Annotated in this window: 23 protein-coding genes; 10 read left to right on the forward strand and 13 right to left on the reverse strand. The window is 72.1% G+C overall.

The annotated features are described in order from the left end of the window. Window positions 1-646: 646 nt before the first annotated feature. Complete coding sequence (locus tag ACIA47_RS18645) at window positions 647-1,657, reverse strand: hypothetical protein (RefSeq protein WP_396709397.1); 1,011 nt, start codon at window positions 1,655-1,657, stop codon at window positions 647-649. Window positions 1,658-1,784: 127 nt separating this feature from the next. Here ACIA47_RS18645 and ACIA47_RS18650 point away from each other — a divergent pair, with 127 nt between their 5' ends. The 5 genes from ACIA47_RS18650 (at window position 1,785) to ACIA47_RS18670 (ending at window position 6,156) form a co-directional block, all read left to right on the forward strand. Further along, window positions 1,785-2,180 (forward strand): VOC family protein, encoded by a 396-nt coding sequence (locus ACIA47_RS18650; RefSeq protein ID WP_396709399.1) that lies wholly within the window; start codon window positions 1,785-1,787, stop codon window positions 2,178-2,180. A 118-nt stretch (window positions 2,181-2,298) separates the two neighbouring features. After that, window positions 2,299-3,477 carry a sensor histidine kinase gene (locus ACIA47_RS18655; protein WP_396709747.1) on the forward strand — a complete coding sequence of 393 codons (1,179 nt, stop codon included), beginning with the start codon at window positions 2,299-2,301 and terminating at the stop codon, window positions 3,475-3,477. Further along, window positions 3,467-4,675 carry a hypothetical protein gene (locus tag ACIA47_RS18660; RefSeq protein WP_396709401.1) on the forward strand — a complete coding sequence of 403 codons (1,209 nt, stop codon included), beginning with the start codon at window positions 3,467-3,469 and terminating at the stop codon, window positions 4,673-4,675. Before ACIA47_RS18655 ends, ACIA47_RS18660 begins: the two co-directional genes overlap by 11 nt. Beyond that, entirely contained in the window at window positions 4,648-5,361 is a 714-nt protein-coding gene (locus ACIA47_RS18665) for a response regulator transcription factor (RefSeq protein ID WP_203122553.1), read from the forward strand. The genes ACIA47_RS18660 and ACIA47_RS18665 overlap by 28 nt, the downstream gene beginning before the upstream one ends. Before the next feature lie 72 nt (window positions 5,362-5,433). Beyond that, entirely contained in the window at window positions 5,434-6,156 is a 723-nt protein-coding gene (locus ACIA47_RS18670) for a hypothetical protein (RefSeq protein ID WP_396709404.1), read from the forward strand. A gap of 192 nt (window positions 6,157-6,348) precedes the next feature. Here ACIA47_RS18670 and ACIA47_RS18675 read toward each other — a convergent pair whose 3' ends face one another. From ACIA47_RS18675 to ACIA47_RS18690, 4 genes are all read right to left on the reverse strand, one after another. Continuing rightward, window positions 6,349-7,101, reverse strand: a complete 753-nt coding sequence (locus ACIA47_RS18675; protein WP_203122557.1) for a lysophospholipid acyltransferase family protein — start codon at window positions 7,099-7,101, stop codon at window positions 6,349-6,351. A 95-nt stretch (window positions 7,102-7,196) separates the two neighbouring features. Continuing rightward, a complete protein-coding gene (locus tag ACIA47_RS18680; RefSeq protein WP_396709406.1) occupies window positions 7,197-9,257 on the reverse strand; it encodes a glycogen debranching N-terminal domain-containing protein in 2,061 nt (686 codons plus the stop codon). Further along, window positions 9,257-9,628, reverse strand: coding sequence for an SCP2 sterol-binding domain-containing protein (locus tag ACIA47_RS18685; protein ID WP_203122560.1), 372 nt, complete (start codon window positions 9,626-9,628; stop codon window positions 9,257-9,259). The genes ACIA47_RS18680 and ACIA47_RS18685 overlap by 1 nt, the downstream gene beginning before the upstream one ends. Window positions 9,629-9,842: 214 nt before the next feature. Continuing rightward, window positions 9,843-10,259, reverse strand: a complete 417-nt coding sequence (locus ACIA47_RS18690; protein ID WP_203122561.1) for a CBS domain-containing protein — start codon at window positions 10,257-10,259, stop codon at window positions 9,843-9,845. A gap of 248 nt (window positions 10,260-10,507) precedes the next feature. Here ACIA47_RS18690 and ACIA47_RS18695 point away from each other — a divergent pair, with 248 nt between their 5' ends. Then, entirely contained in the window at window positions 10,508-11,089 is a 582-nt protein-coding gene (locus ACIA47_RS18695; protein ID WP_396709409.1) for a nucleotidyltransferase family protein, read from the forward strand. Window positions 11,090-11,104: 15 nt separating this feature from the next. Here the strand turns inward: ACIA47_RS18695 and ACIA47_RS18700 are convergent, their stop codons facing one another. From ACIA47_RS18700 to ACIA47_RS18715, 4 genes are all read right to left on the reverse strand, one after another. Beyond that, complete coding sequence (locus ACIA47_RS18700) at window positions 11,105-11,545, reverse strand: PPOX class F420-dependent oxidoreductase (RefSeq protein ID WP_396709749.1); 441 nt, start codon at window positions 11,543-11,545, stop codon at window positions 11,105-11,107. A 135-nt stretch (window positions 11,546-11,680) separates the two neighbouring features. Next, on the reverse strand, window positions 11,681-12,706 hold the full coding sequence (locus tag ACIA47_RS18705; protein ID WP_396709411.1) for an aspartate-semialdehyde dehydrogenase: 1,026 nt from the start codon (window positions 12,704-12,706) through the stop codon (window positions 11,681-11,683). Window positions 12,707-12,893: 187 nt separating this feature from the next. Next, window positions 12,894-14,231 carry a M16 family metallopeptidase gene (locus tag ACIA47_RS18710; protein ID WP_396709413.1) on the reverse strand — a complete coding sequence of 446 codons (1,338 nt, stop codon included), beginning with the start codon at window positions 14,229-14,231 and terminating at the stop codon, window positions 12,894-12,896. Further along, window positions 14,228-15,517, reverse strand: coding sequence for a M16 family metallopeptidase (locus tag ACIA47_RS18715; RefSeq protein ID WP_396709415.1), 1,290 nt, complete (start codon window positions 15,515-15,517; stop codon window positions 14,228-14,230). The genes ACIA47_RS18710 and ACIA47_RS18715 overlap by 4 nt, the downstream gene beginning before the upstream one ends. A gap of 102 nt (window positions 15,518-15,619) precedes the next feature. Here ACIA47_RS18715 and ACIA47_RS18720 point away from each other — a divergent pair, with 102 nt between their 5' ends. Then, window positions 15,620-16,357, forward strand: a complete 738-nt coding sequence (locus tag ACIA47_RS18720) for a phosphodiesterase (protein ID WP_396709417.1) — start codon at window positions 15,620-15,622, stop codon at window positions 16,355-16,357. Here ACIA47_RS18720 and ACIA47_RS18725 read toward each other — a convergent pair. Continuing rightward, entirely contained in the window at window positions 16,324-16,542 is a 219-nt protein-coding gene (locus tag ACIA47_RS18725) for a hypothetical protein (RefSeq protein ID WP_091405628.1), read from the reverse strand. The genes ACIA47_RS18720 and ACIA47_RS18725 overlap by 34 nt on opposite strands. Window positions 16,543-16,815: 273 nt before the next feature. On the opposite strand from ACIA47_RS18725, the gene ACIA47_RS18730 reads away from it, so the two are divergent. The 3 genes from ACIA47_RS18730 (at window position 16,816) to ACIA47_RS18740 (ending at window position 18,827) form a co-directional block, all read left to right on the forward strand. Then, entirely contained in the window at window positions 16,816-17,910 is a 1,095-nt protein-coding gene (locus ACIA47_RS18730; protein ID WP_091405633.1) for a 3-deoxy-7-phosphoheptulonate synthase, read from the forward strand. A 439-nt stretch (window positions 17,911-18,349) separates the two neighbouring features. Continuing rightward, a complete protein-coding gene (locus ACIA47_RS18735; RefSeq protein ID WP_238410902.1) occupies window positions 18,350-18,583 on the forward strand; it encodes a hypothetical protein in 234 nt (77 codons plus the stop codon). A 49-nt stretch (window positions 18,584-18,632) separates the two neighbouring features. Beyond that, window positions 18,633-18,827 (forward strand): hypothetical protein, encoded by a 195-nt coding sequence (locus tag ACIA47_RS18740; protein WP_091405645.1) that lies wholly within the window; start codon window positions 18,633-18,635, stop codon window positions 18,825-18,827. A gap of 53 nt (window positions 18,828-18,880) precedes the next feature. On the opposite strand, the gene ACIA47_RS18745 is transcribed toward ACIA47_RS18740, so the two are convergent. From ACIA47_RS18745 to ACIA47_RS18755, 3 genes are read right to left on the reverse strand one after another with little or no spacing between them, the layout of a single operon-like run. Beyond that, window positions 18,881-19,420: a DUF1360 domain-containing protein gene (locus tag ACIA47_RS18745; RefSeq protein ID WP_396709420.1), complete on the reverse strand. Its 540-nt coding sequence runs from the start codon at window positions 19,418-19,420 to the stop codon at window positions 18,881-18,883. A gap of 53 nt (window positions 19,421-19,473) precedes the next feature. Then, a complete protein-coding gene (locus tag ACIA47_RS18750; RefSeq protein WP_203120678.1) occupies window positions 19,474-19,812 on the reverse strand; it encodes an SRPBCC family protein in 339 nt (112 codons plus the stop codon). Next, on the reverse strand, window positions 19,812-20,150 hold the full coding sequence (locus ACIA47_RS18755) for a DUF6158 family protein (protein ID WP_396709751.1): 339 nt from the start codon (window positions 20,148-20,150) through the stop codon (window positions 19,812-19,814). The genes ACIA47_RS18750 and ACIA47_RS18755 overlap by 1 nt, the downstream gene beginning before the upstream one ends. Window positions 20,151-20,202 lie beyond the last annotated feature (52 nt).

Raw genomic sequence — 20,202 nt, forward strand, 5'->3', positions numbered from 1 at the left:
CACGTACGACGAACTCTTCTCACCTCGGGTGCGGCCCTGAACAAGCGTTGGCCCCACCCGCTGTCACACGCCTTCCTGCGTACTACCTGACTGCGGCAATGTCTGCCGCCGAACTGAGCAGGCCCTACAAGATCCCTGGGCCGCACTCCTTCGCCCTCGTGCGGGGCGGCAACGTCAGCGTCTTTGTTTGCTCTTTTCTCGACCCCAGGAACGTTAGCCGGCGACGGCGCGAATGTCTAGCGCTTCGCTCATAGATTTTCTCCGAGGACGGAGATAGCCCCGTCGGCGCCGGGACCAGCGTGCCGCGGTGATCCTCCGGACCGACGACACCGCCACCGCGTACGCCGGACTCACGGCGAGCGGCGCCCCCGCCTTGACCGCACCGCACCGCACCGCACCGGTGGCTCGATCGCCTGCTGATCGCCTGGACGGCCGACCCGGACGGCAACCCGATCCAGATCGTCCAGCAGCTCAAGAGGGTGGGCCAGTGATGACGTGCTGTAGCGGGCATGCCCGGGAGCAGTGCCGACCGCGGCGCGATCCGCGGAGCGCCCCGCCGACTCCATCCGAGGCGGCGGGGCGCTCTAGCGTTTCTGGCGGCAGTTCCCTCGCGCGATCAGCGTGTGCACCACGCCCCGGCTCGGGCTCAGACGGGCCCCAGCAGGGCGACCAGCGCGTCGTCACCCTGGCCAAGCTGCGCAGCGCCCGTCGCTGGCGCGACCAGGAACCGGCGGCAGCCGTCGAGTTCCACGTACCGGTCGGGGCCTGCACCTTCGAGCGGGCGTAGCACCGCGAAGCGGGTCGCCGGGGTGGCACAGTCGACCACCGCCCGGCGATTGGACAGCGCCCGGAGCACGCCCGCCTGGCGTTCGGTCGGCAGCGGCCCGCCGTACACGAAGTCGCCCGCGGGTTTCTCGCCTTCCTGAAGCGACGCGGGCACCTGGTAGACGCAGAGGCGCAGCGGCCCGGCGGCCGGCGGTAGCCCCGGCCCGGCCGGCCCCGGGCTGCCGTTCCGGGTCTCCACCCACACCATGTCCGTCCACTGCTGCGCGCATCCGGCGGCCTCGGCCGCTGCGGATTCGATCTGCCGGATGGTACGGGTGTCCACCGTGGTCCACTGCGGCCCGGCCAACGCGGCGATCACCTCGGCGCGAGGCTTGCCGCAGGAGTCCGTCGGGATGTGGGGCCGCAGCCAGCGCCCCCGGTCGTCCACCAGGGCCAACCATGGCGGGACGACCATCTCGAGGGTGCAGGCGACCTCCCCATCGGTCTGCTCGCTGGGCAGGCGCAGCGCGGTGACCAGCGCTCCGAGCTGCTCGGCGCGTCGCTCGGTGGCGATCTGCTCCTGGCCGCCGTTGGGGCCCGGCCGAATCTCGCGCCCGCAGATCACGGCCGCGACCGGGGTGAACGCCGGGTCGATGCGACCGATCGTCGGCTCCTTCACGGCCGGCGGCGACGTCTCCGTGTTCGGCACCGTGATCATCACGCCGGCCCGGGGTGCCGCCTCGGCACAGGAAGTCCACCCATCGACGATCTGGGCCGGAGCGGGCTCGTCGGCCCCGCCCGGCCCGATGTCCGTGCCACCGCAGCCACCCAGCGCCATGCCGAGCAGTGCCACCGCCAGTACCGTCCGGGACGAGCGCATCCGGCTCACCACCCTTCCACCCTGGATGAGACGGACGGCAGACGCGTCCGGTTCCGGCCGGCCGGGCCGCGGCGTGACGCGGGGGACCGGTGGGGACGTCGCCGGCTGGGCGCGGGGCGTCCGCCGGCAGAATGGCCGAATGGCACATCTGGGACTTGTCGCGCTGCTGGTCAGGGAGTACGACGAGGCGACCGACTTCTACGTCGGCGACCTCGGTTTCGAGCTGGTGGAAGACTCCGCCCGACCGGACGGTTCACGCTGGGTGGTGGTCCGCCCGGCAGGGGCCAAGGAGACTGCCCTGCTGCTGGCCCGGCCGAGCAGCGCCGAGCAGCAGGCTCGGATCGGCGACCAGACCGGCGGCCGGGTCGGGCTGTTCCTCTACACGGAGGATTTCGCCCGGGACCACGCCCGGATGGTGGCGGCCGGGGTGCGTTTTCTGGAGGAACCGCGGCACGAGGCGTACGGTTCGGTAGCGGTGTTCGTCGATCTCTACGGCAACCGCTGGGACCTCCTTCAGCCCCGCAGCACAGAGTGACACATTAGCGACACTCCGCACGCAAAAGATCACTCCGTCACGACCCCCATGCTATTGTCCGATGTCGATCTACGCCACGTGGACCCGGACCGGGTCGTTGTCGGAAGGACACTTCCCGATGCCGGCCGTTGCCACCCCAACCATGCCGCCGCCCACGCTGGACAATCCGGCTGGCGGGGCCCTGGGCCTCATCTTCACCACATTGCCAGCGCTGCTGCGGCTGAGCTGCGGGCTCTTCGGCGCGGCGGTGGCCGTGTCGGTGCAGACCCCGCCGGTGGAGCAGGCGGTGTTGGTGCCTGCCGTGGCAGTGCTGACCGGCTGGTCTCTCTGGTACGCGCACCGCGCGTTGCGCCACGGCATCGGCCCCGGCCTCGTCGCCGGTGACGTGGCGGTCACCGCGCTGACCTGCCTGCTCATCCCGGTGTTGGTTGCGCCCGAGGTGCTGCCCGGCGAGGGCAGTTGGATCGCCGTGCTGGCCAGCACCACGGTGATCAACACACAGGCCACGACCTCGGCACGCTGGTCGATCCCGGCCGGACTACTCGTGCTAGCCACCTACGTGACCGGGGCGCAGGCCGCCGGCAACCCCACCGAAGCTCGGGCGCACGCGGCCACGCTACTGGCGCAGACCGCCTGCACGGCGATGATGGCGGCGGTCATGCGCCGACGCATCGGGCGGGCGGACCGCGCCTTCGTCGAACACCAGCGGATGACCCGGGAGGCGTTGGTCGCGCGCGCCGCCCGCGAGGCCGAACGCCAGCAGAACCGCGACCTGCACGACACCGTGCTCGGGACGCTGACCATGGTGGGGCTGGGCGCGGTGGCTGGGCCCTCGGTCGCCTTCCGGGACCGGTGCGCGGCCGACCTGCGTACCCTCGTCTCGCTCACCGACGTCGGCCCGGTGGCCGGCGACGGCCCGGTGCCCCTCGACGGGCGGTTGCGGTTGGTGGTCGGCCGGCTGCCCGAGCTCGCGGTACGGCTGGACCTGGCGTCCTGCACGGTCCCCGTCGGGGTGGCCGACGCGATCAGCGAGAGCGCCTACGCGGCATTGTCCAACGTGGTCCGCCACGCGCCGGGCGCCGTGGCCACGCTGCGGCTGAGCCGCGACGCGATCGGCGTCGTGGTCGAGGTCGCCGACGACGGCCCCGGCTTCGACCTGGCCACCGTCCCACCACACCGGTACGGGTTGCGCGAGTCGATCCGCGGCCGGATGGCGACGGTCGGTGGGCGGGCCGTCGTGCACTCGGCCGTCGGCGCGGGCACCCGGATTCGACTGGAGTGGCCCGGTGTCGGCTGACCTGAACGCCCCGGCGCACCCCCCCGACGCGCCGGAAGCACCGAACCGCACCAGCGTCCCGACCCCCCGCGAGCCGGACTCCCCCGCGGCGCTCGCCGCACCGGCCGCCGTGGCGCACGCGTCCGACCGGGGTGCCCGGATCGCCGCCGTCGCCATCGCATTGGCCTGGCACGTCGCGATCGCGCTGCCGGCGGTGCTGTCCGCCCGCGCGGAGTTCGCCGCGCCAGCGGTGGTGCTCGGCGCCTGGGTCCTGGTCGCCGTGACCGGCGCGGTGGCCGGGATACGACTGCTGCAAGGCTCGCCACTGCCGCCGTGGCCGCTGGCCGGGCTGCTGCTGGTCGTCGACGCGGCCGTCTTCGCCGCGGCCGGTGAGCGGCAGTTGTTCACCGCCGCCAACTGGGTGTGGGGCACGCTCGGCTGGTTCTTCGTGCTGGCGGTGTGGGGTCGGCGCGTCGTGGGGCTGATCGCGCTCCTCAGCACGCACGCGTTGATCGCCCTCGTCGCCGTGCTCGTGCACGGCCCCGATCCGGCCGACGTGGCCCGCTACGTGATGTACGTCTACGGCACGTTCTCCCTGCCGGTGGCGGTCTTCGTGGGCAGCACGGTCATCGTCGGCCTGGCTCGGGAACGGGCCGCCGTCTCGGCCGCCGGTCACGCGATGGCCGCGGAGCGGGATGCCGCCGAGCGGGGCCTTCGGGAACGCCGGGACCGGCTCGCTCTGGTCAGTTCGGCGGCCGGGCGGGTCCTCGGGGACCTGGCCGGCGGCCAGGCCGACCCGGACGACCCGGAGGTGCAGCGCCGGTGCATGCTGGCCGCCGCCCGGCTGCGCCGGCTGATCGCCGAGTCCGACGATGTGCCCGACCCGTTGTTGCACGAGTTGCGAGCCGCCGCCGACCTGGCCGAACGCAACGGCCTACCGATCGACCTGGTCACCATCGGCACCCCGCCACCGCTGCCGGTGGAGGTTCGCCGCCGGCTGGCCGACCCGCTCACCGGCACCCTCGCCGACGCCCGGGGATGGGCGCGTCTGACAGTGGTCTCCGGCTCTGACGAGGTGGTGGTCAGCCTGGTCACCCCGGACCGGGAGGGACCGGAGTCGACCGGCCCGCCCCCCGGGGAGCACGACGACGGGCCGGTGCAGTACCTCTACGAACGGGACGGGAACATCAGATGGGCGCAGACCCGGTGGCGGCGGTGACCGGCGATCGGCCGGTCGGGGTGGCGATCGTCGATGACCATCCGGTCGTGGTCGAGGGGGTCCGCGCCTGGCTCGCCACCGAGCCGCGCCTGACGGTGCTCGCCACCGGCGACGACCCGGACGCGGTGCTGCGGGCGGCGCCGCACGCCGATGTGATCCTGCTCGACCTGCGGCTGCACGGGCGGATGGCGTTGGACAAGTTGGCCGAGCTGAGCGCCGCCGGGCGGCGGGTGGTGGTCTATTCGGAGCACACCGACCCGCAGACGATGCTCGCCGCGCTGGACGCCGGGGCGGTGGCGTTCCTGGCCAAGCACGAGGGCCGGGAACACTGCGTGCAAACGGTGCTGGCCGCCGCGAGCGACCGCCCGTACGTGCCACCGGCGCTTGCCGGTGCGATGGTCGGCGACCCGCGGCCGGACCGGCCGATGTTGTCCGACAAGGAGCGTGAGGCGCTGCTGCTCTGGTTCCAGTCGATGTCCAAGGCTTCGGTCGCTCGGCGGATGCAGATCAGCGAGCACACCGTGAAGCAGTACGTCGACCGGGCGCGGATCAAGTACACCCGGGCGGGGCGACCAGCCGCCACAAAGGCGGCACTACTCGCCCGTGCGATCGAGGACGGTCTCGTCCGCCCGGAGGAGATCGGCATCTACCGGTCACAGGCGACACACGACCGGCCGACCCCCTAACAGGCGTCATGACAGGGGCGCAGCGGTCCGGAAGGCTTCAGTACACAGCCAGCTGACCGGAAGGTCGTGACGATGCACGCCGACGCGTCCCCCTTCTTCATCGGTCCCCACCGGTTCGACGCCCCCGACGACGACGCGGGCCCGACCCTGGACCGCCGCTACAACCTGCGACCGATGGCCGGCGAACGGTTGCTCGGGCGACACCGGCTGCTGGTCGCGGGCTACCTGCTCGGGCCGAGCGAGGTGCGACGCCGTTGGCAGTTGCCCGAGCCGGTCGCGGTGACCGTCACCGACCAGCGGATCTGCTGGGTGGGCAGTGGCTCGCAGCTGTCGCTGGTCGGCGACGGCACGCACCGGGCTCGACCGCCGGCTCGAGTGAACGGCCTGATGAGCGGTCAGATCCGCTGGCAGTGGCCGTCCCGGTTGGAGCTGCCGACGAGCGCGCCGGACGCCCGGGCGCAGTTGCTGATCGTCTGCGACGCGCTGCGCACCATTCAGCAGCCGGCGTTGGCCCTCAGCGGAACGACCGCCGAGGTCGTGGCGCTGGCTCGGCAGGTTCGCCGGGCGGTGGCCATGTTCCGGCTCAACCGTCCACAACTGGTCGACCTCTCGGCCCAGGAGCGCGACGTGCTGCTGCTGCGGGCCGGCCCCGGTCTGCTCGCCGGGGACACCCGGATCACGCTGCCCGGCTCGTTGCCGGTGGAGTTCCACTCCCGGGACGACTACTACCGCTCGAGACCGGATCCGACCTCGTGGGGCGGGCTCGCAGGCGGCGCAGCATCCGGGCATCGGTGAAGCCGACCGCCCGCGCGGCGGCTTCCACTGTGGTGCCGTGCCCGATCAGGTGCTCGGCCCGTTCCACCCGGAGCAGCTGCTGGTAGCCGAGCGGAGTGAGGCCGGTGCTCGCACGGACGATCCTGGTCGGACGGCGTTCGCGCCGGCAGACACCATTCTGTCCGGGTGCGGAACGATTTGGCCAACTCGGCGTCAGGCGCTGGGGGCGCGGTGCTCGGCGGCGGCGTCCAGAGCGGCCGCCTCCTCCGGTGTGGGCGCGCTGCCGCCCAGGTGCGCGGGCTGCCACCAGGTGTCGTCCGGGCCAGCGGGGGTGTCCGGATAATCCCGCTGCGCCCGGTCGACGAGGGCGCTGAGCCGGGTGGTCAGCTCGGCGGCCAGCACGTTCGGGTCCGGGAAGTCCGCCGGGTTGACCGGCTCGCCGATCAGGATGGTGATCGGCGTGTGCCGACGGGTCAGCGTGCGCGGGCGGCCCTTGGTCCAGAGGCGCTGGGTGCCCCACAACGCGACAGGCAGCACCGGCACCTTCGCCGAGCGGGCCATCCGGACCGTGCCGCTCTTGAGCTCCTTCACGGTGAACGACCGGCTGATCGTCGCCTCGGGGAAGACGCCGACGACCTCGCCCTGCTTGAGCGCGCCCACGGCGGCGCGGAACGAGGCCGCGCCGGCCTGCCGGTCCACCGGAATGTGCCGCATCCCACGCATCAGCGGGCCGGAGATCTTGTGCGTGAAGACCGAGTCCTTGGCCATGAAGCGGACCAGCCGGCCCGACGCGTTCGCGCCCAGACCGGCGAAGATGAAGTCGAGATAGCTGACGTGGTTGCTGGCCAGCACCGCCCCGCCCGTGCGGGGTACGTGGTGGGCGCCCTCGATGGTGATCTTCAGGTCGAGGACCCGGAACAGCGTCTTGGCGGCGGCGATAACGGGCGGGTACACGAGCTCCGGCATTCGCAGAATCTACCCTGACCGGCTGGGGATCGGCTGGGTGGAGACCCGGCGGCGACGCGGGTGGCGCGCCACCGCCGGTTCGGCGGCCGGATCGGTCAGTCGCCGAGGTTGTCCAGGTCCAGCCGGCCCCGGGCGAACGCGTCCACCCGGCCCCAACGACCCGGGATGTCCAGCACCTCGATGCGACCCATCCCCACCGGCAGCCGTGGCTCGACCGCCAGGTGACCCTCGTGCGGCTCCAGACCGAGCATGGTGCGCAGCAGCAGGAGCGGCGTACCGGTCGACCAGGCCTGCGGACTGCACGCCGTCGGATACTCCACCGGGAACTTGGTCAGCTCCCGCGGATAGCCGCCGAACGCCTCAGGCAACCGGCCGTCGAAGTACGTGGCCGCGTCCAGGATGCCGTTGGCGATGGTCGCGGCCTCCTCGGCGAAGCCGTAGCGGCGCAGACCCCAGGCGATGATCGAGTTGTCGAACGGCCAGATCGTGCCGTTGTGGTAGCCGATGGGGTTGTAGCGGGCCTCCCCCTCGGCGAGGGTGCGCACCCCCCAGCCGGAGAAGAGCCGCGGCCCGACCAGGTGCGCGGCGAGCTTCTCCGCCCGCTCGGGTTCGACGATCCCGCTCCACAGCAGGTGGCCGATGTTGGAGCTGAGGATGTCGCACTGCCGGCCGTCCGGGTCCAGGGCCAGGGCGAAGTACTCGCCGTCGTCCACCCACCAGTCCCGGTTGAACCGCTCCTTCAGCTCTGCCGCTTCCCGCTCCAACTGGTCGGCGAACTCCGGGTCACCCCAGAACTCCCGCGCCAACCGGGCCGCGCGGACCTTCGCGTCGTACGCGTACCCCTGCACCTCGCAGGTGGCCCGTGGGAACGGTGGCAGCGTGCCGTCGGAGTAGGAGATCGAGTCCCAGGAGTCCTTCCAGCACTGGTTCTCCAGGCCGGTGTCGGTGTTGCGTCGCTCGTACCAGATGTAGCCGGTGCCGACCAGGTCGGCGTAGTTGTCGATCCACCTCAGCGCCGCCCGGGACTCCTGCTCCAACTCCTTGACCAGCGCGACGTCTCCGCTCCACCGCTCGTACTCGTCGAGCAGCACGAGGAACAGCGGCGTCGCGTCGACCGAGCCGTAGTACGGCGAGTGTGGCTGTTCCTCGAAGGCCGCGGTCTCGCCGTAGCGCATCTCGTGCAGGATGCGCCCCGGGTCCTCGTCCCGGAAGTCGTCGAACCGGCTGCCCTGCAGGGACGCCAGGATGCGCAGCGTCGTCTTCGACAGCTGCGGGGTGAACGGCAGTGTCTGCAGGCAGGTGAGGATGCTGTCCCGGCCGAACATGGTCATGAACCAGGGCAGACCGGCGGCGGGCAGGGTGGCGCCGCCCAGCGACAGCGGCGAGAAGCGCAGCGCCGCCAGGTCGATCAGACTGCGCCGGTACGTGCTGGCCACCCGGCCGTGCTCACTGTTGACCTTGGGCGCGTCGGCGATCCACTTCTCCAGGTCGTGCTGGAGGGCGAGCCGCTCGGTGCCGTGTGTCCGCAGCCCGAACCGCAGGTCCCGGCCGCCGGGCCCGACCGCGTGGGTCTGGACGTCGATCGAGGCATCCCACTGCTCGTTGGGCTCCAGGTGGACGGTGTACGTGAAGCCCTTGCTGTCGTACCGGGCCGACATCGACGACGAGATCACCGTCTCCCGGCGGAAGTTGCCACGCCGGTACCCCAGCCGCAGCCGGTCCGACTCCACCTCGGTGTAGATCTCGCCCTTCTTGTTCAGGATCTCGTCCTTGACCTGGAACAGGTCGGCGAAGTCCGACGCCGCGTCCATCCGGACTTCCAGGTCGACCGGCTTCTCGTCGTGGTTGAGGATGGTCAGCTGCTCGCAGAAGCTGCCGCCCACAGTGCGCTCCCGAATGATCGACAGCTTCGCGTCCACGTAGTGCGTGGCCATCCCCGGGACCAGGAAGAATCGCGACTCGAAGTACTGCAGGTCGTCGTAGGAGAGCGAGTTGAGTCGCTCACCGTTGACGGTCAGCACCCAGGTCGACAGGAACCGGGTGTCGATGGAGAAGAGCCCCGTGGGCTCGCTCGGCGTCGCCTCGATGTCACCGGTGTCCTCGCAGACGACGAACGTGTTGCCGTCCAGGATCCGGATCGTGTTGCTCTGCCCCATCAGTGCACCTCCCCGGCGAATCGCCGACGCGGCCCACGGGCGTCCGGGGAACCCGGGAAGATCCGCTCCACCTGTACGACGAGACGCGCGTCGCCCGACACCGTCATGTCCCCCCGCAACAGCGCGGCCAGGCCGTGCTCGCGCCCCGAGGCGATGTCGTCGAAGAGGACCGGGCTCGCGCCGATGATCGTGTCGGCCTCCTGGTCCTCCTGACTGACGTTCAGCCGGCCGTGGTCGATCCTCAGCAGCCAGTGCCGGGTCTGCGCCCCCTCGTGCAGGTCGATCCGCAGCGTCCCGGAGGTCTTGGCCAGCAGGGGTTCGTACCCCCGCCGGTCCAGGTCCTCGAAGAACCTCGTGGTCGCGTCCACCATCGGGTCCACTCCTCCCAGTTGCCGGGCCGGGGATCCCACCCACCGCGCTCGCGTCGCACGGACGGCCGGCGTTGCACGTCCCCGCACGGGTCCCCGCCGCTCCCCCGGTCAACCTCGCCCAATTCGGGTGACCCGGCACCCGCCCGCGCCGGTGATGACGCCACAGCGCCGGCCCTCCCGGAAGGGAGAGCCGGCGCGTGCCGCGGCGGACGGGTCAGTTGTTCGGGTCGTCGGCACTGATGTCGGCCAGGACCGACTGCGGTTCGCGCTCGACCGCGAGGTCACCCATCGACACCAGGCCGATCAGGCGCCCGTCGTCGATCACCGGAAGTCGGCGTACGGCGTACGTCCGCATCAGGTCCGCGGCGGCCACGGCATCGTCGTACTGACTCACCGTGATCACGTCGCGAGTGGTGATCTGGCTCAACCGGGTCGAGCCCGGGTCCATGTTCCCCGCGACACCTCGGACCGTGATGTCCCGGTCCGTGACGATGCCGACCACACTGTCGCCGTCGGTCACCACCACATCGCCGATCGCGCTGTCACGCATCTCCTGCGCGGCGGCGATGAGCGTGTCGTTGCCGTCCATCGTCACCAACCGGGTCGTCATGAACTCTCCGACCGTTGTCATGGTGCTCCCCTCTCGGTGTCGGCACGGCCCGTCTACCCGCCGCCAGGGAGGGGGTAACGCCGACGGCCCCGGCCTGTCCGCGCGGGTGCCGCCGCGGGTCGGGTCCGCGGGACCGGTCTCGTCGCTGCTCGTGCGGGCGCCCATCGCCCACCTCCTCCCCGACGTCCCGCAGCGGCAAAGCAGGGCGGTGTACCCGGCGACGGGCGGCACACCCACCTACCGGCGGCTCCGCTGCCTACCGTGGGCGGATGATGACTGGCGAGGAGGAACTGCGGGAACTGGTCTCCGGCAGCGATTGGCTGACCCGGGCGCTGACCGTGGTGCGTGATTCCGGGCTGCCGGACGCCTGGGTCGGCGCGGGCGCCCTGCGCGACCTGGTGTGGGGCGAGCGGTACGGCGACGGGTTCGACCCGGCACAGGTCCGCGATGTGGACGTGGTCTTCTTCGACCCGGCGAGGCTGACCCGCGCCGACGACGACCGGGCCACCGCCCGGCTGGCGGGAATGTGGCCGCAGCCGCCGTGGCAGGCGCGCAACCAGGCGGCGGTGCACACCTGGTACGCGGCCAAGTTCGGCGGCGACCCGATCGAGCCGTACCGAAGCGTGGCCGAGGCGGTCGCCACCTGGCCGGAGTACGCGACAGCGGTGGCCGTCCGCCTGGACCCGGCCGGTCGGCTCAGGGTCTGCGCCCCGTACGGCCTGACGGACCTGCTGGCCGGGGTGTGGCGACACAACCCGGCCCGGGTGGACGTGGCCCGGTCGCGGCAGCGGTTGGCCCGGCACCGGCCGGCGCAGCGTTGGCCCGGCGTGACCGTGATCGAGCCGGGCTGATCGGCTGTGGGCGGGTCAGCCTCGGGGTGGCATCCCGTAGAGCCGCTCGACGTGCAGGCGTAGCACGATCCGCCCCTCGTCGACCATGGCCTGGCGGTACTCGTCCCAGTCGGGGTGTTCGCCGCTCAGCCCTCGGTAGAGCGCCACCAACTCCTCGACAGTCTCGTCGCCGAGTTGGCTGGCCGGCGGGGTCAGTTCGGCGCGACCCTCGACCACCGCGTACGCCCAGCCGTCCTCGCTGCTGACGTGGAAGCTGGCACGCGGGTCGCGGCGCAGGTTGGCGGTCTTGGCGCGGCCGTCGGTGACCGAGACCCGGATCAGGCCCGCGTCCCGGTCGAAGGAGTAGAGCACCGTGGACAGCTGCGGACGCCCGTCCCGCTTGATGGTGGCGAGCACGCCCATCGAGCGGCCGGCCACCAGATCGGTCAACGCCTGCTGGGTGCGGTCATCCGGCATGGTGTCCTCCAGGTTGGACGATCGTCTCCGACCCATCCAAGCACGACCTGCCGGCCGCCGCGGGCGACCACCCGGAACGGCACCGAGCCCTCGCCGACGGACGGCGAGGGCTCGGTGAGGGTTCGACTGTGCCGGTCAGCGGCGCTCGGCGGCGACCAGTTCGGCGAGTTGCACCGCGTTCAGCGCGGCGCCCTTGCGCAGGTTGTCGTTGGAGCAGAACAGCGCCAGCCCGTACTCGACGGTCTCGTCGGCGCGGATCCGGCCCACGTAGGTCGGGTCCTGGCCGGCGGCCTGCAACGGCGTCGGGACGTCGGTCAGTGCCACCCCGGGCGCGTCGGCCAACAGTTCGTGGGCGCGCTGCGGGGTGAGCGGCCGGGCGAACCGGGCGTTGATCTGGAGCGAGTGCCCGGTGAAGACCGGCACCCGGACACAGGTGCCGGAGACCAACAGGTCGGGGATCTCCAGGATCTTGCGGCTCTCGTTGCGGAGCTTCTGCTCCTCGTCGGTCTCGAACGAGCCGTCGTCGACGATCGAACCGGCCAGCGGGAGGACGTTGAAGGCGATCGGCTGGGTGAACGAGCGCGGCGCGGGGAACTCCACGGCCGACCCGTCGAAGGCCAGCCCGGCGGCGTGCTCGGCCACCTTGCGGACCTGCTCGTCCAGCTCGGCGACGCCGGCCAGCCCGGCGCCGGAGACCGCCTGGTAGGTGGAGACGACCAGGCCCACCAGGCCAGCTTCGGCGTGCAGTGGACGCAGCACCGGCATCGCGGCCATCGTGGTGCAGTTGGGGTTGGCGATGATGCCCTTCGGGCGGTCCAGGGCGGCGTGCGGGTTGACCTCGGCGACCACCAGCGGCACCTGCGGGTCCATCCGGAACGCCGACGAGTTGTCGATCACCACGGCGCCGGCCTCGGCGACCCGTGGCGCCAACTCCCGGGCCGTGCCCTTACCGGCCGAGAAGAGCACGATGTCCAGCTCGGAATAGTCCGCGGTCGCGGCGTCCTCGACGGTCACCTCACCGTCGCGCCACGGCAGCGCCCGCCCGGCGGACCGCGCCGAGGCGAACAACCGCACCTGCTCCGCCGGGAACTTCCGCTCCGCCAGCACCTGCCGCATCACGCCACCGACCTGGCCGGTGGCCCCCACAATGCCGATCCTCATGCCCGCGAGGCTACCGACCCCACCCCCGAAACCGGGACCCCTTTCCCACCCCCCGGGTCCCACCTCACACCCCCGCCCCCTCCCACTCCGTCGATCATGAAGTTATTGCCACGACACGCCGACTGACAACAACTCCATGATCAACGGCGCGGGGGCCGAGGGCGCGCAGGCCGGGAGGGAGCGGGGGTCAGGGGAGGAGATCTCCTAGGGCGCTGGCCTCGAGGTCGCCGCGGATCACCGCAGCGTCGCCCTCGATGACCAGGGTGAGGGCTTCCGGGTGCAAATGGGTGGCTGCCGCCGCCGAGACCTGGTCCACGTCGGCGGAGAGCAGCGACTCGCGCAATCGCGCATGGTAGTCGTCCGGTAGGTCGTGCACCACCAGGGTGGTCAGCGCGGAGGCGATCGCCCGCGGGCTCTGCAACTCGACCGAGAGCTGCCCGGCCCGCCAGGAGCGGGCCACCTCCAGCTCGTCCTCGGTCACGCCGCTGGCCTGGGTACGGGTGATCTCGCCCACCGCCTCGACCAGGGCCGGCGTGGTGACCGCCGTCTGCACGCCTGAGCTGACCGCGAACCGACCGAACCGCCGCGACGCGGCGAAGTCACCCCGGATGCCGTAGGTGTAGCCGTGCACCTCGCGCAGCAGGTGGTTGAGTCGAGAGGTGAACGCACCGCCGAGGACCGTGCCAGCGAGCGTCATCGGCACGTAATCGGGGTGCGCCCGGTGTGCTGACGGGTGGCCCAGACGCAGCGTGGACTGCACCGAGCCGGGCCGGTCCACCAGGATGATCCGTCGACCGCTGTGCAGCGGCACCTCGATGGGGCCACCCCGCTCGGCGGGGCCACCACCGGTGCCGGCGAACGCCGCGGCGGCCAGCGCGTCCAGGTCGATCCGGTCCAGGTCACCGGCGACGATCAGGGTGCCGGGGCGCAGGAACCACTCCGAGTGGAAGACCGTCACGTCCTCCACGTCCAAACCGGCGACCGACTCCGGGTCGCCGTGCATCGGCCGTCCCCAGCGGTTCTGGGCGCCGAACAGGTCGGCGCGCAACGCGGCGTCGGCCCGCGGGCCGGGGTTGGCCCAGTCCATCCGGAGAGCGGTCGCCTCGTCGTCGCGGACCCGGCGTACGTCGGCGGGGTCGAGCCTGGGCGTCCGGACCGCCTCGGCGAGCAATTCCACGGCCGCACTCAGCCGGTCCACCGGGATCACCACGCTGGCCTGGAACGAGTCCCAGTCCAGACCGGTCGACAAAGCGGTGCCGAGCCCTTCGACGGCGAGCGCGTACGCGGCGGCGTCCCGCTGCGCGGTCCCCTCCTCCAACGCCTTGGCCAGCACGCCGGTCAGACCTTCCTTGCCGACCGGCTCCTGGCCCGCGCCCACGTCGAGCAGCAGCAGGGCCACGGCGAGGTTCTGCCCCGGCAGGTGCGCGGCGACGACCTGACCACCGGCCGTTGCGCGGCGGACCACCGGCGGGAACCGGTACGGGCGGGCGGCACCCGGGCCGGGACGGTCGGCGATCAGCGTCATGAGGTCTCCTCGGGCAGGTAGGTCAGGGTCACCCGGTCGGTGGCGAGCACGTCGGCGGCGGCCTCGGCGATCTCCTCGGCGGTGACCGCGAGCAGGGCCGGCAACTGCTCGGCGATGCGGGCCGGGTCACCGAACTGCGTGGTGTACCGGCCGAGCAGGTCCGCGCGGCCGTCGACGGTGGACAGCTGACGCCACCACCCGGTGCTGAGCAACGCCTTGGCCCGATCCAGCTCGGCGGCGGTGACCGGCACGGTGGCCAGCTCGTCGACGACCTCGGCCAGCCCTTCGGCCAGCCGCTCGGCGCTCACTCCGGGGCGGGCGGTGGCGGTGGCGATCAGCGGTGCCGGGGCATGGGCGAGGTCCACCCCGTACGCCCCGACCAGGTCCGGTTGCGCGATCCGCTCGCCGTCGGCGAGGCGCTGGTAGAGCCGGCTGCCCCGGCCGCTGCCCAGGATGGTGGCGAGCACGGTGATCACGTTGTATCCCGGGCTGCCGAAGGGGTAGCTGCGGTGGGCGATGTAGACCCGTGGCGCAGGCACGTCGGCGCTCACCGACTCGACGGCCGTCTGCCCGGTGGCGGGGACGCTGCGGCCGTCCGGTGCCGGCGGGATGTCGTCGCGGGCGGGCAACGCGCCGAAGTACTTGTCGGCGAGCGCGAACACGTCTGAGGCGGTGGCGTCGCCGACCACGGTGAGCACCGCGTTGTTCGGTGCGTAGTAGGTCTGGTGGAACGCCTGGAAGGTGGCCAGGTCGGCGGCGTTCAGGTCGGCCATCGAGCCGATCGTCGCGTGGTGGTAGGGGTGCCCCGGCGGATAGAGCAGCGGCAGCAACCGCAGCCAGGCGTCGCCGTACGGCACGTTCTCGTAGCGCTGCCGGCGCTCGTTCTTCACCACGTCCCGCTGGTTGTCCAGCGTCTCCTGGGTGAGGGCGGGGACCAGGCCGCCCATCCGGTCGGCCTCCAACCAGAGCGCCAGCTCCAGGTGCTCGGCCGGGACCGTCTCGAAGTAGTTGGTCCGGTCCGGGTTGGTGGTGGCGTTGAGCGAGCCGCCGGAGCCCTGGATCAGCTTCATGTGCTCGGTCTTCGCCACGTTCACCGAGCCCTCGAACATCAGGTGCTCGAAGAGGTGGGCGAAGCCGGTCTGCCCAGCCGGCTCGTGCCGGGAGCCGACGTCGTACCAGAGGTTGACGGCCACGGCGGGCGCGGTGCGATCCTCACTCACCACCACTCGCAGGCCGTTGTCCAGTCGGGACGTCTGAATGGGCCAGGGGTAACCGCTGTCGGGCATGCCCCGACGCTATCCGATCTCGGAGGCGGAAAGGTGACGTGCGGTCGGTCGGCGAGCCGACCCGGGCGGCATCGGAGCCGCCGCTTGGGGTACCGGAGAGCAATGACCGTCACCCCGCCTCCGTCCTGGGCCGCCACCGCCGTCGAACGCGCCAGCACCGCACTCGGCCGGCTGCGCCGCGGCCGGTTGCTGCATCCGGCCGGTCGCTCGTTCGTCGGCGAGACGGTGATCTGGGGTACGCCCGGACCGCCCACCGGTGTTGCTCTGCTGGACCACCCCGGCCGGTACCGGACCACCATCCGGCTCTCCAAGGGGACGCCCACGCCCGGCAGTTGGCCCGACGTCCTGGGCCTCGCGCTGCGCCTGCACCGCGACGGCGGCCGGCCGTTCGACCTGCTGGTCAGCTCCAGCGGCGCGGCCCCGGTGCTGCGGAACCTGCCGCTGCCCCGACGCCGCTTCACCGGCACGTACAGCACGATCACGTGCTACCGCGCGGGTCGGCGCCGCCTCTGGCTGGCCGCCCTGGCCGACCCCGACTCGGCCGACCTCGGTCGCAGCCTGGCCACGGCGGCCGCCGCGACCCGGACGGACACCCCGCGCCTGGTGCTCGCGGTCGCGTCGGCGGTGGGGCCGTGGCGGCTGGTCGGGCAGGTCAGCCTCGATGCCCAGCTCAGCGCCGTGGAGGACGCGGCGCTCGCGTTCGACCCGGTGCACAACCTGCCACCCGAACTGCGGGTGGCAGGTCCGCTGGCCTGGCTGCGCGACCAGACCTACCGGGGGTCGCGCCGGGCCCGCGGGGCGACCGCTCAGTCCGGCGGTTCGACCGCCACCACGGTCTGATCCGAGGTACGACGCTCCAGCACCGTGTCCGGTGCGGCGTTCTGGTCCGCTTCGCGGATGTCCGAATCGGCGAGGATGGCCTCCGCCTGCGCCTCCGGGTCGTCGCTGCCCACCGCCTCCTCCTCGGGCAGGAGGTGGTGCGCGCGGGACTCCACCCGTTCCTGATCGCTCTGCTCGTGTGTCATGGCACCCCTGTTACCCCGACCGCGCCCCCGGCACGCGAACTCCGCTCCGCATCTTGGGACGACAGGACGGGTGACCGCGTCCGGTCGGGTACGCTGGCCCGGTGACGCGTTCCTATCGATGGTTTAGGCAGCCGGCTCGCACGCCGGTGACTTCACCATGAACTGACGTCACCACGGACCGAGCCGGCTGGGCAGGAGCTGTCGTTCCTGCCCTTTTGCGTACGAGCAGCCGGCTCGTCCCGGGCACCGGCCCCGGGCACGGTCGGCGGAAGGATGCCCACCGTGACAACCCCGGAGACCGATCGGGTCAGCGATCAGCGGATCGACCGTGTCGTGCCGCTGACGACGCCCGCCCTGCTGCACCACGAGTTGCCCCTGGACGCCCCGCTCGCCTCGGCCGTGTTGACCGGCCGCCGCGCGGTCGGTCGCGTGCTGGACCGCGAGGACGACCGCCTGCTGGTGGTGGTCGGTCCCTGCTCGGTGCATGACCCGGCCGCCGCCCTGGACTACGCGCAGCGTCTTCGGACGGCAGCCGACCGGCTCGCCGACGACCTGCTGATCGTCATGCGGGTCTACTTCGAGAAGCCACGCTCCACAGTCGGTTGGAAGGGCCTGATCAACGACCCCGGCCTGGACGGCAGCGGGGACGTCAACACCGGTCTGCGGCTGGCCCGGGCACTGCTGCTCGACGTGCTCCGCCTCGGCCTGCCGGTGGGTTGCGAGTTCCTCGACCCGATCACCCCGCAGTACATCGCGGACACGGTGGCCTGGGGCGCGATCGGTGCCCGCACCGTGGAGAGCCAGGTGCACCGCCAGCTCGCCTCCGGCCTGTCCATGCCCATCGGCATGAAGAACCGCCCGGACGGCAGCATCGGCACGGCCGTGGACGCGATCCGCGCCGCCGGTGTGCCGCACGTCTTCCCCGGCATCGACTTCTCCGGCACTCCGGCGATCATGCACACCCGGGGCAACACCGACGGGCACCTGGTGTTGCGCGGTGGGGGCGGTCGACCCAACTACGACGCCGAGTCGGTCGCCGGGGCACTCGACCTGCTCCGCGCCGCCGACCTGCCGGAGCGGCTGGTGATCGACGCCAGTCACGCCAACAGCGGCAAGGACCACCGCAACCAGCCGCTGGTCGCCGCGGACGTGGCCGCCCAACTGGCCGCCGGCCAGCGTGGGATCACCGGCGTGATGCTGGAGTCGTTCCTGCTGCCCGGCCGGCAGGAGCTCGACCCGACCCGGGAGCTGGAGTACGGCCGGTCGGTCACCGACGCCTGCCTGGGCTGGGACGACACCGCCGAGGTGCTCGACCACCTCGCCTCGGCCGTGCGGGCCCGTCGGGCCACCCTGCCGACGACGGTGTGATCGCCGACACCACGACCCGCGGAACACGAGCGGGGGTCGGCTCGTTGACTGGGGTGTCGGTGTGTCCAGTGTCCCCGGGCCTCACCTAAATAGCCTTCGCGGAATACCGTCCGGCTGGAGCCGCGTAGTGCCACTCGCCGAGAGGCGACCTGCACACCGACACCAGCGCCGCCCCCGGCCCACAAGGCCGGGGGCGGCGCTGTCTGTATGCGACGAACCCAGCGGACCGGCCTGGCCGAGAGGGCCGAGCAACATCACCCTCGCCCCTCTTCGCCCCCGCTACCCCTTTGCCTTCCTTTGCTCTGCACCCGTCCGTGCACCACCTACCGAGCGTGACTGTCGCCTCGGCGGGTGCAGAGCAAAGGAGGATTCGCGGGGGCATCGACCGGGAGCGCAGGCCGACACCGAGGTGACGTTTGACCGATTCCGCCCCGGGTAGCTGATCGACGTGACCGACGACGCATCCGTGGCCGACGAGCCGGACACCCAGGCCCTCGACGACCTGCTCGACGACATCTTCCGGGCGCAGGAGCGGGTCACCCAGGCGGAGATCTATCGCCGGGCGGTGGCCGCCGAGCTTCCACCGGACCTGCTCGCCCGCATCGACGCGCTTCCCGAGGGCGAGTACGCGGTGGACGAGGCCAGCGACCTGCTGGGCGGTTCCATCGGCTGAGCGACCTGGGCGGCACCATCGCGTGAATGACCGCAGGAGGGACACCGACATGACGCACCACGAGGACCACGACGAAAAGGTGCCGGCGCTGGGTCAGCCCCCGAAGGGCAGGGACACCACGCCCGAGCCGGACTTCGCCAACGAGCACGACCGCACGGCGGTGGATCGGGACATCATCACCGGGGCGGACGAGGACGAACGGGAGCCGGAGTCGCCGCACGGTTGGTCCGGCATGCAACGTTGAGGCGTACGCGAAAGGGGGCCGGTGTCTGCCGGCCCCCTTTCGCATCCTGCTCGTCAGTCGTCCTGGTGCCCACCCTCGGCGGCCTGCTGCGCCGTCGCGTACGCCATCTGGAGGAAGTCGGACGCGGCGACCGCCGTCAGCGCGGTGGCCACCAGGCGGGTGAGCCGGGGCGCGAGCACCAGGCCACCGGTCAACCCGGTGGCCACCCAGACCGCCAGGCAGAACGGGCAGCTCAGCAGCTCGCCGATGGCGTGCCGGGTGGGGCTGCCCGAGTCGCGGACCTGCTCCATCACCTCGCCGCTGCCGATCGGATGGTCGTAGCGGGTGAACGGCGCCCGCAACGGGCTGGTCACCGCGTCCTTGGACAGCAACCGACTCAGCTTGTGCGTGGCGATGGAGAGCAGCACCACGTCGGACGGCGCGGGACGCTCCGGCACCGGTCGGCCGGTCGCCTTGACCAGGCCGGCGAGAGCTCCGGTCACCCCGGCGTAGGCGCCCATCGCCACCAGGTAGCCGCCGAGCGGCCGGTGCTCGTGCGGCGCGTACGCCCGGCGCAGCCGGGCCGCCTTCTGTCGCAGGCCAGTGTCGCTCACCCGATCTCCTCATGTGTCGTGGTGGTGCGGGAACGGCGTCCCGCGCGGCCGGCTCAGCCGGCCTGGAGGTTGTCGGCGACCTCGCGTACCAGGTTGGCGAGCGCTTCGTCGGCCAGTTGGTCCGGACCGGGCCCGCCGGACCCGTCGGCGAGGTCGAGCTGGATCCGGGCGCCACCGGAATCGGCAGGCTCCACCCGGATCTCGGCGGACCAGTCCTCGGTGTCGCCGTCGCCCCAGCGGGCGCGCAGCTCCTCACCGCTGATCTCCGCGGCGGGGCTGCCGTCGCCGCGCAGCGGCTCCGGCAGCCACGCCGAGGCACGGTCGGGATCGGTGGCCGTGTTGAAGACCACCTCGGGTGGCGCGGACATGCCGCGCACGGCGCGCGCCGGCATCAGGCGTCCCGCAGGCGGCTGGGATCGACCTCGCGACCCGGGTGTCGGGCCAGGTACTCGGTCTCCAGCTCCGCGGTGCGCCGCAGGTGGTTCGCGAGTGCGGAGTCCGCTGCGTGCCGCAGGGTGTCCAGGCGGGTTCGGTGCAGGCTGTGCATCTCGCGGATCAGGTCCTCGTCGGTCAGCTCCGTCGGGTCGATGCCGAGGTCGCCGTCGAGGCCGGGAGCGCCGGCCGGGTCGGCGAGCTGATCGCCGCCCCACTCGGGCACCCGCTGCTCCGGGCTCATATCCGCACTCCCGTTGGACGCGAGGCCGTCCTCACGTATCGATCCGGTCATGATCGCCCCCCTGATCTCGTTTGGGCTGGCGTCTAGACGATTGCCCAGGCGTGGT

Origin of the sequence: Micromonospora sp. NPDC051227, from assembly GCF_044455385.1 — a bacterium.
In the GTDB taxonomy this organism is placed as follows: Bacteria; Actinomycetota; Actinomycetes; order Mycobacteriales; family Micromonosporaceae; genus Micromonospora.

What these genes read in the sequence shown, in the direction of transcription:
- ACIA47_RS18675 (WP_203122557.1), bottom strand. Translation starts at nt 7,101, where the DNA reads ATGCCGGAGCTCGTGTACCCGCCCGTTATCGCCGCCGCCAAGACGCTG.
- ACIA47_RS18710 (WP_396709413.1), bottom strand. Translation starts at nt 14,231, where the DNA reads ATGACGCTGATCGCCGACCGTCCCGGCCCGGGTGCCGCCCGCCCGTAC.
- ACIA47_RS18665 (WP_203122553.1), top strand. Translation starts at nt 4,648, where the DNA reads ATGGGCGCAGACCCGGTGGCGGCGGTGACCGGCGATCGGCCGGTCGGG.
- ACIA47_RS18700 (WP_396709749.1), bottom strand. Translation starts at nt 11,545, where the DNA reads ATGCCGGATGACCGCACCCAGCAGGCGTTGACCGATCTGGTGGCCGGC.
- ACIA47_RS18730 (WP_091405633.1), top strand. Translation starts at nt 16,816, where the DNA reads ATGCCCACCGTGACAACCCCGGAGACCGATCGGGTCAGCGATCAGCGG.
- ACIA47_RS18725 (WP_091405628.1), bottom strand. Translation starts at nt 16,542, where the DNA reads ATGACACACGAGCAGAGCGATCAGGAACGGGTGGAGTCCCGCGCGCAC.
- ACIA47_RS18670 (WP_396709404.1), top strand. Translation starts at nt 5,434, where the DNA reads ATGCACGCCGACGCGTCCCCCTTCTTCATCGGTCCCCACCGGTTCGAC.
- ACIA47_RS18715 (WP_396709415.1), bottom strand. Translation starts at nt 15,517, where the DNA reads ATGCCCGACAGCGGTTACCCCTGGCCCATTCAGACGTCCCGACTGGAC.
- ACIA47_RS18685 (WP_203122560.1), bottom strand. Translation starts at nt 9,628, where the DNA reads ATGGTGGACGCGACCACGAGGTTCTTCGAGGACCTGGACCGGCGGGGG.
- ACIA47_RS18650 (WP_396709399.1), top strand. Translation starts at nt 1,785, where the DNA reads ATGGCACATCTGGGACTTGTCGCGCTGCTGGTCAGGGAGTACGACGAG.
- ACIA47_RS18740 (WP_091405645.1), top strand. Translation starts at nt 18,633, where the DNA reads ATGACGCACCACGAGGACCACGACGAAAAGGTGCCGGCGCTGGGTCAG.
- ACIA47_RS18695 (WP_396709409.1), top strand. Translation starts at nt 10,508, where the DNA reads ATGATGACTGGCGAGGAGGAACTGCGGGAACTGGTCTCCGGCAGCGAT.
- ACIA47_RS18750 (WP_203120678.1), bottom strand. Translation starts at nt 19,812, where the DNA reads ATGCCGGCGCGCGCCGTGCGCGGCATGTCCGCGCCACCCGAGGTGGTC.
- ACIA47_RS18720 (WP_396709417.1), top strand. Translation starts at nt 15,620, where the DNA reads ATGACCGTCACCCCGCCTCCGTCCTGGGCCGCCACCGCCGTCGAACGC.
- ACIA47_RS18690 (WP_203122561.1), bottom strand. Translation starts at nt 10,259, where the DNA reads ATGACAACGGTCGGAGAGTTCATGACGACCCGGTTGGTGACGATGGAC.
- ACIA47_RS18655 (WP_396709747.1), top strand. Translation starts at nt 2,299, where the DNA reads ATGCCGGCCGTTGCCACCCCAACCATGCCGCCGCCCACGCTGGACAAT.
- ACIA47_RS18680 (WP_396709406.1), bottom strand. Translation starts at nt 9,257, where the DNA reads ATGGGGCAGAGCAACACGATCCGGATCCTGGACGGCAACACGTTCGTC.
- ACIA47_RS18705 (WP_396709411.1), bottom strand. Translation starts at nt 12,706, where the DNA reads ATGAGGATCGGCATTGTGGGGGCCACCGGCCAGGTCGGTGGCGTGATG.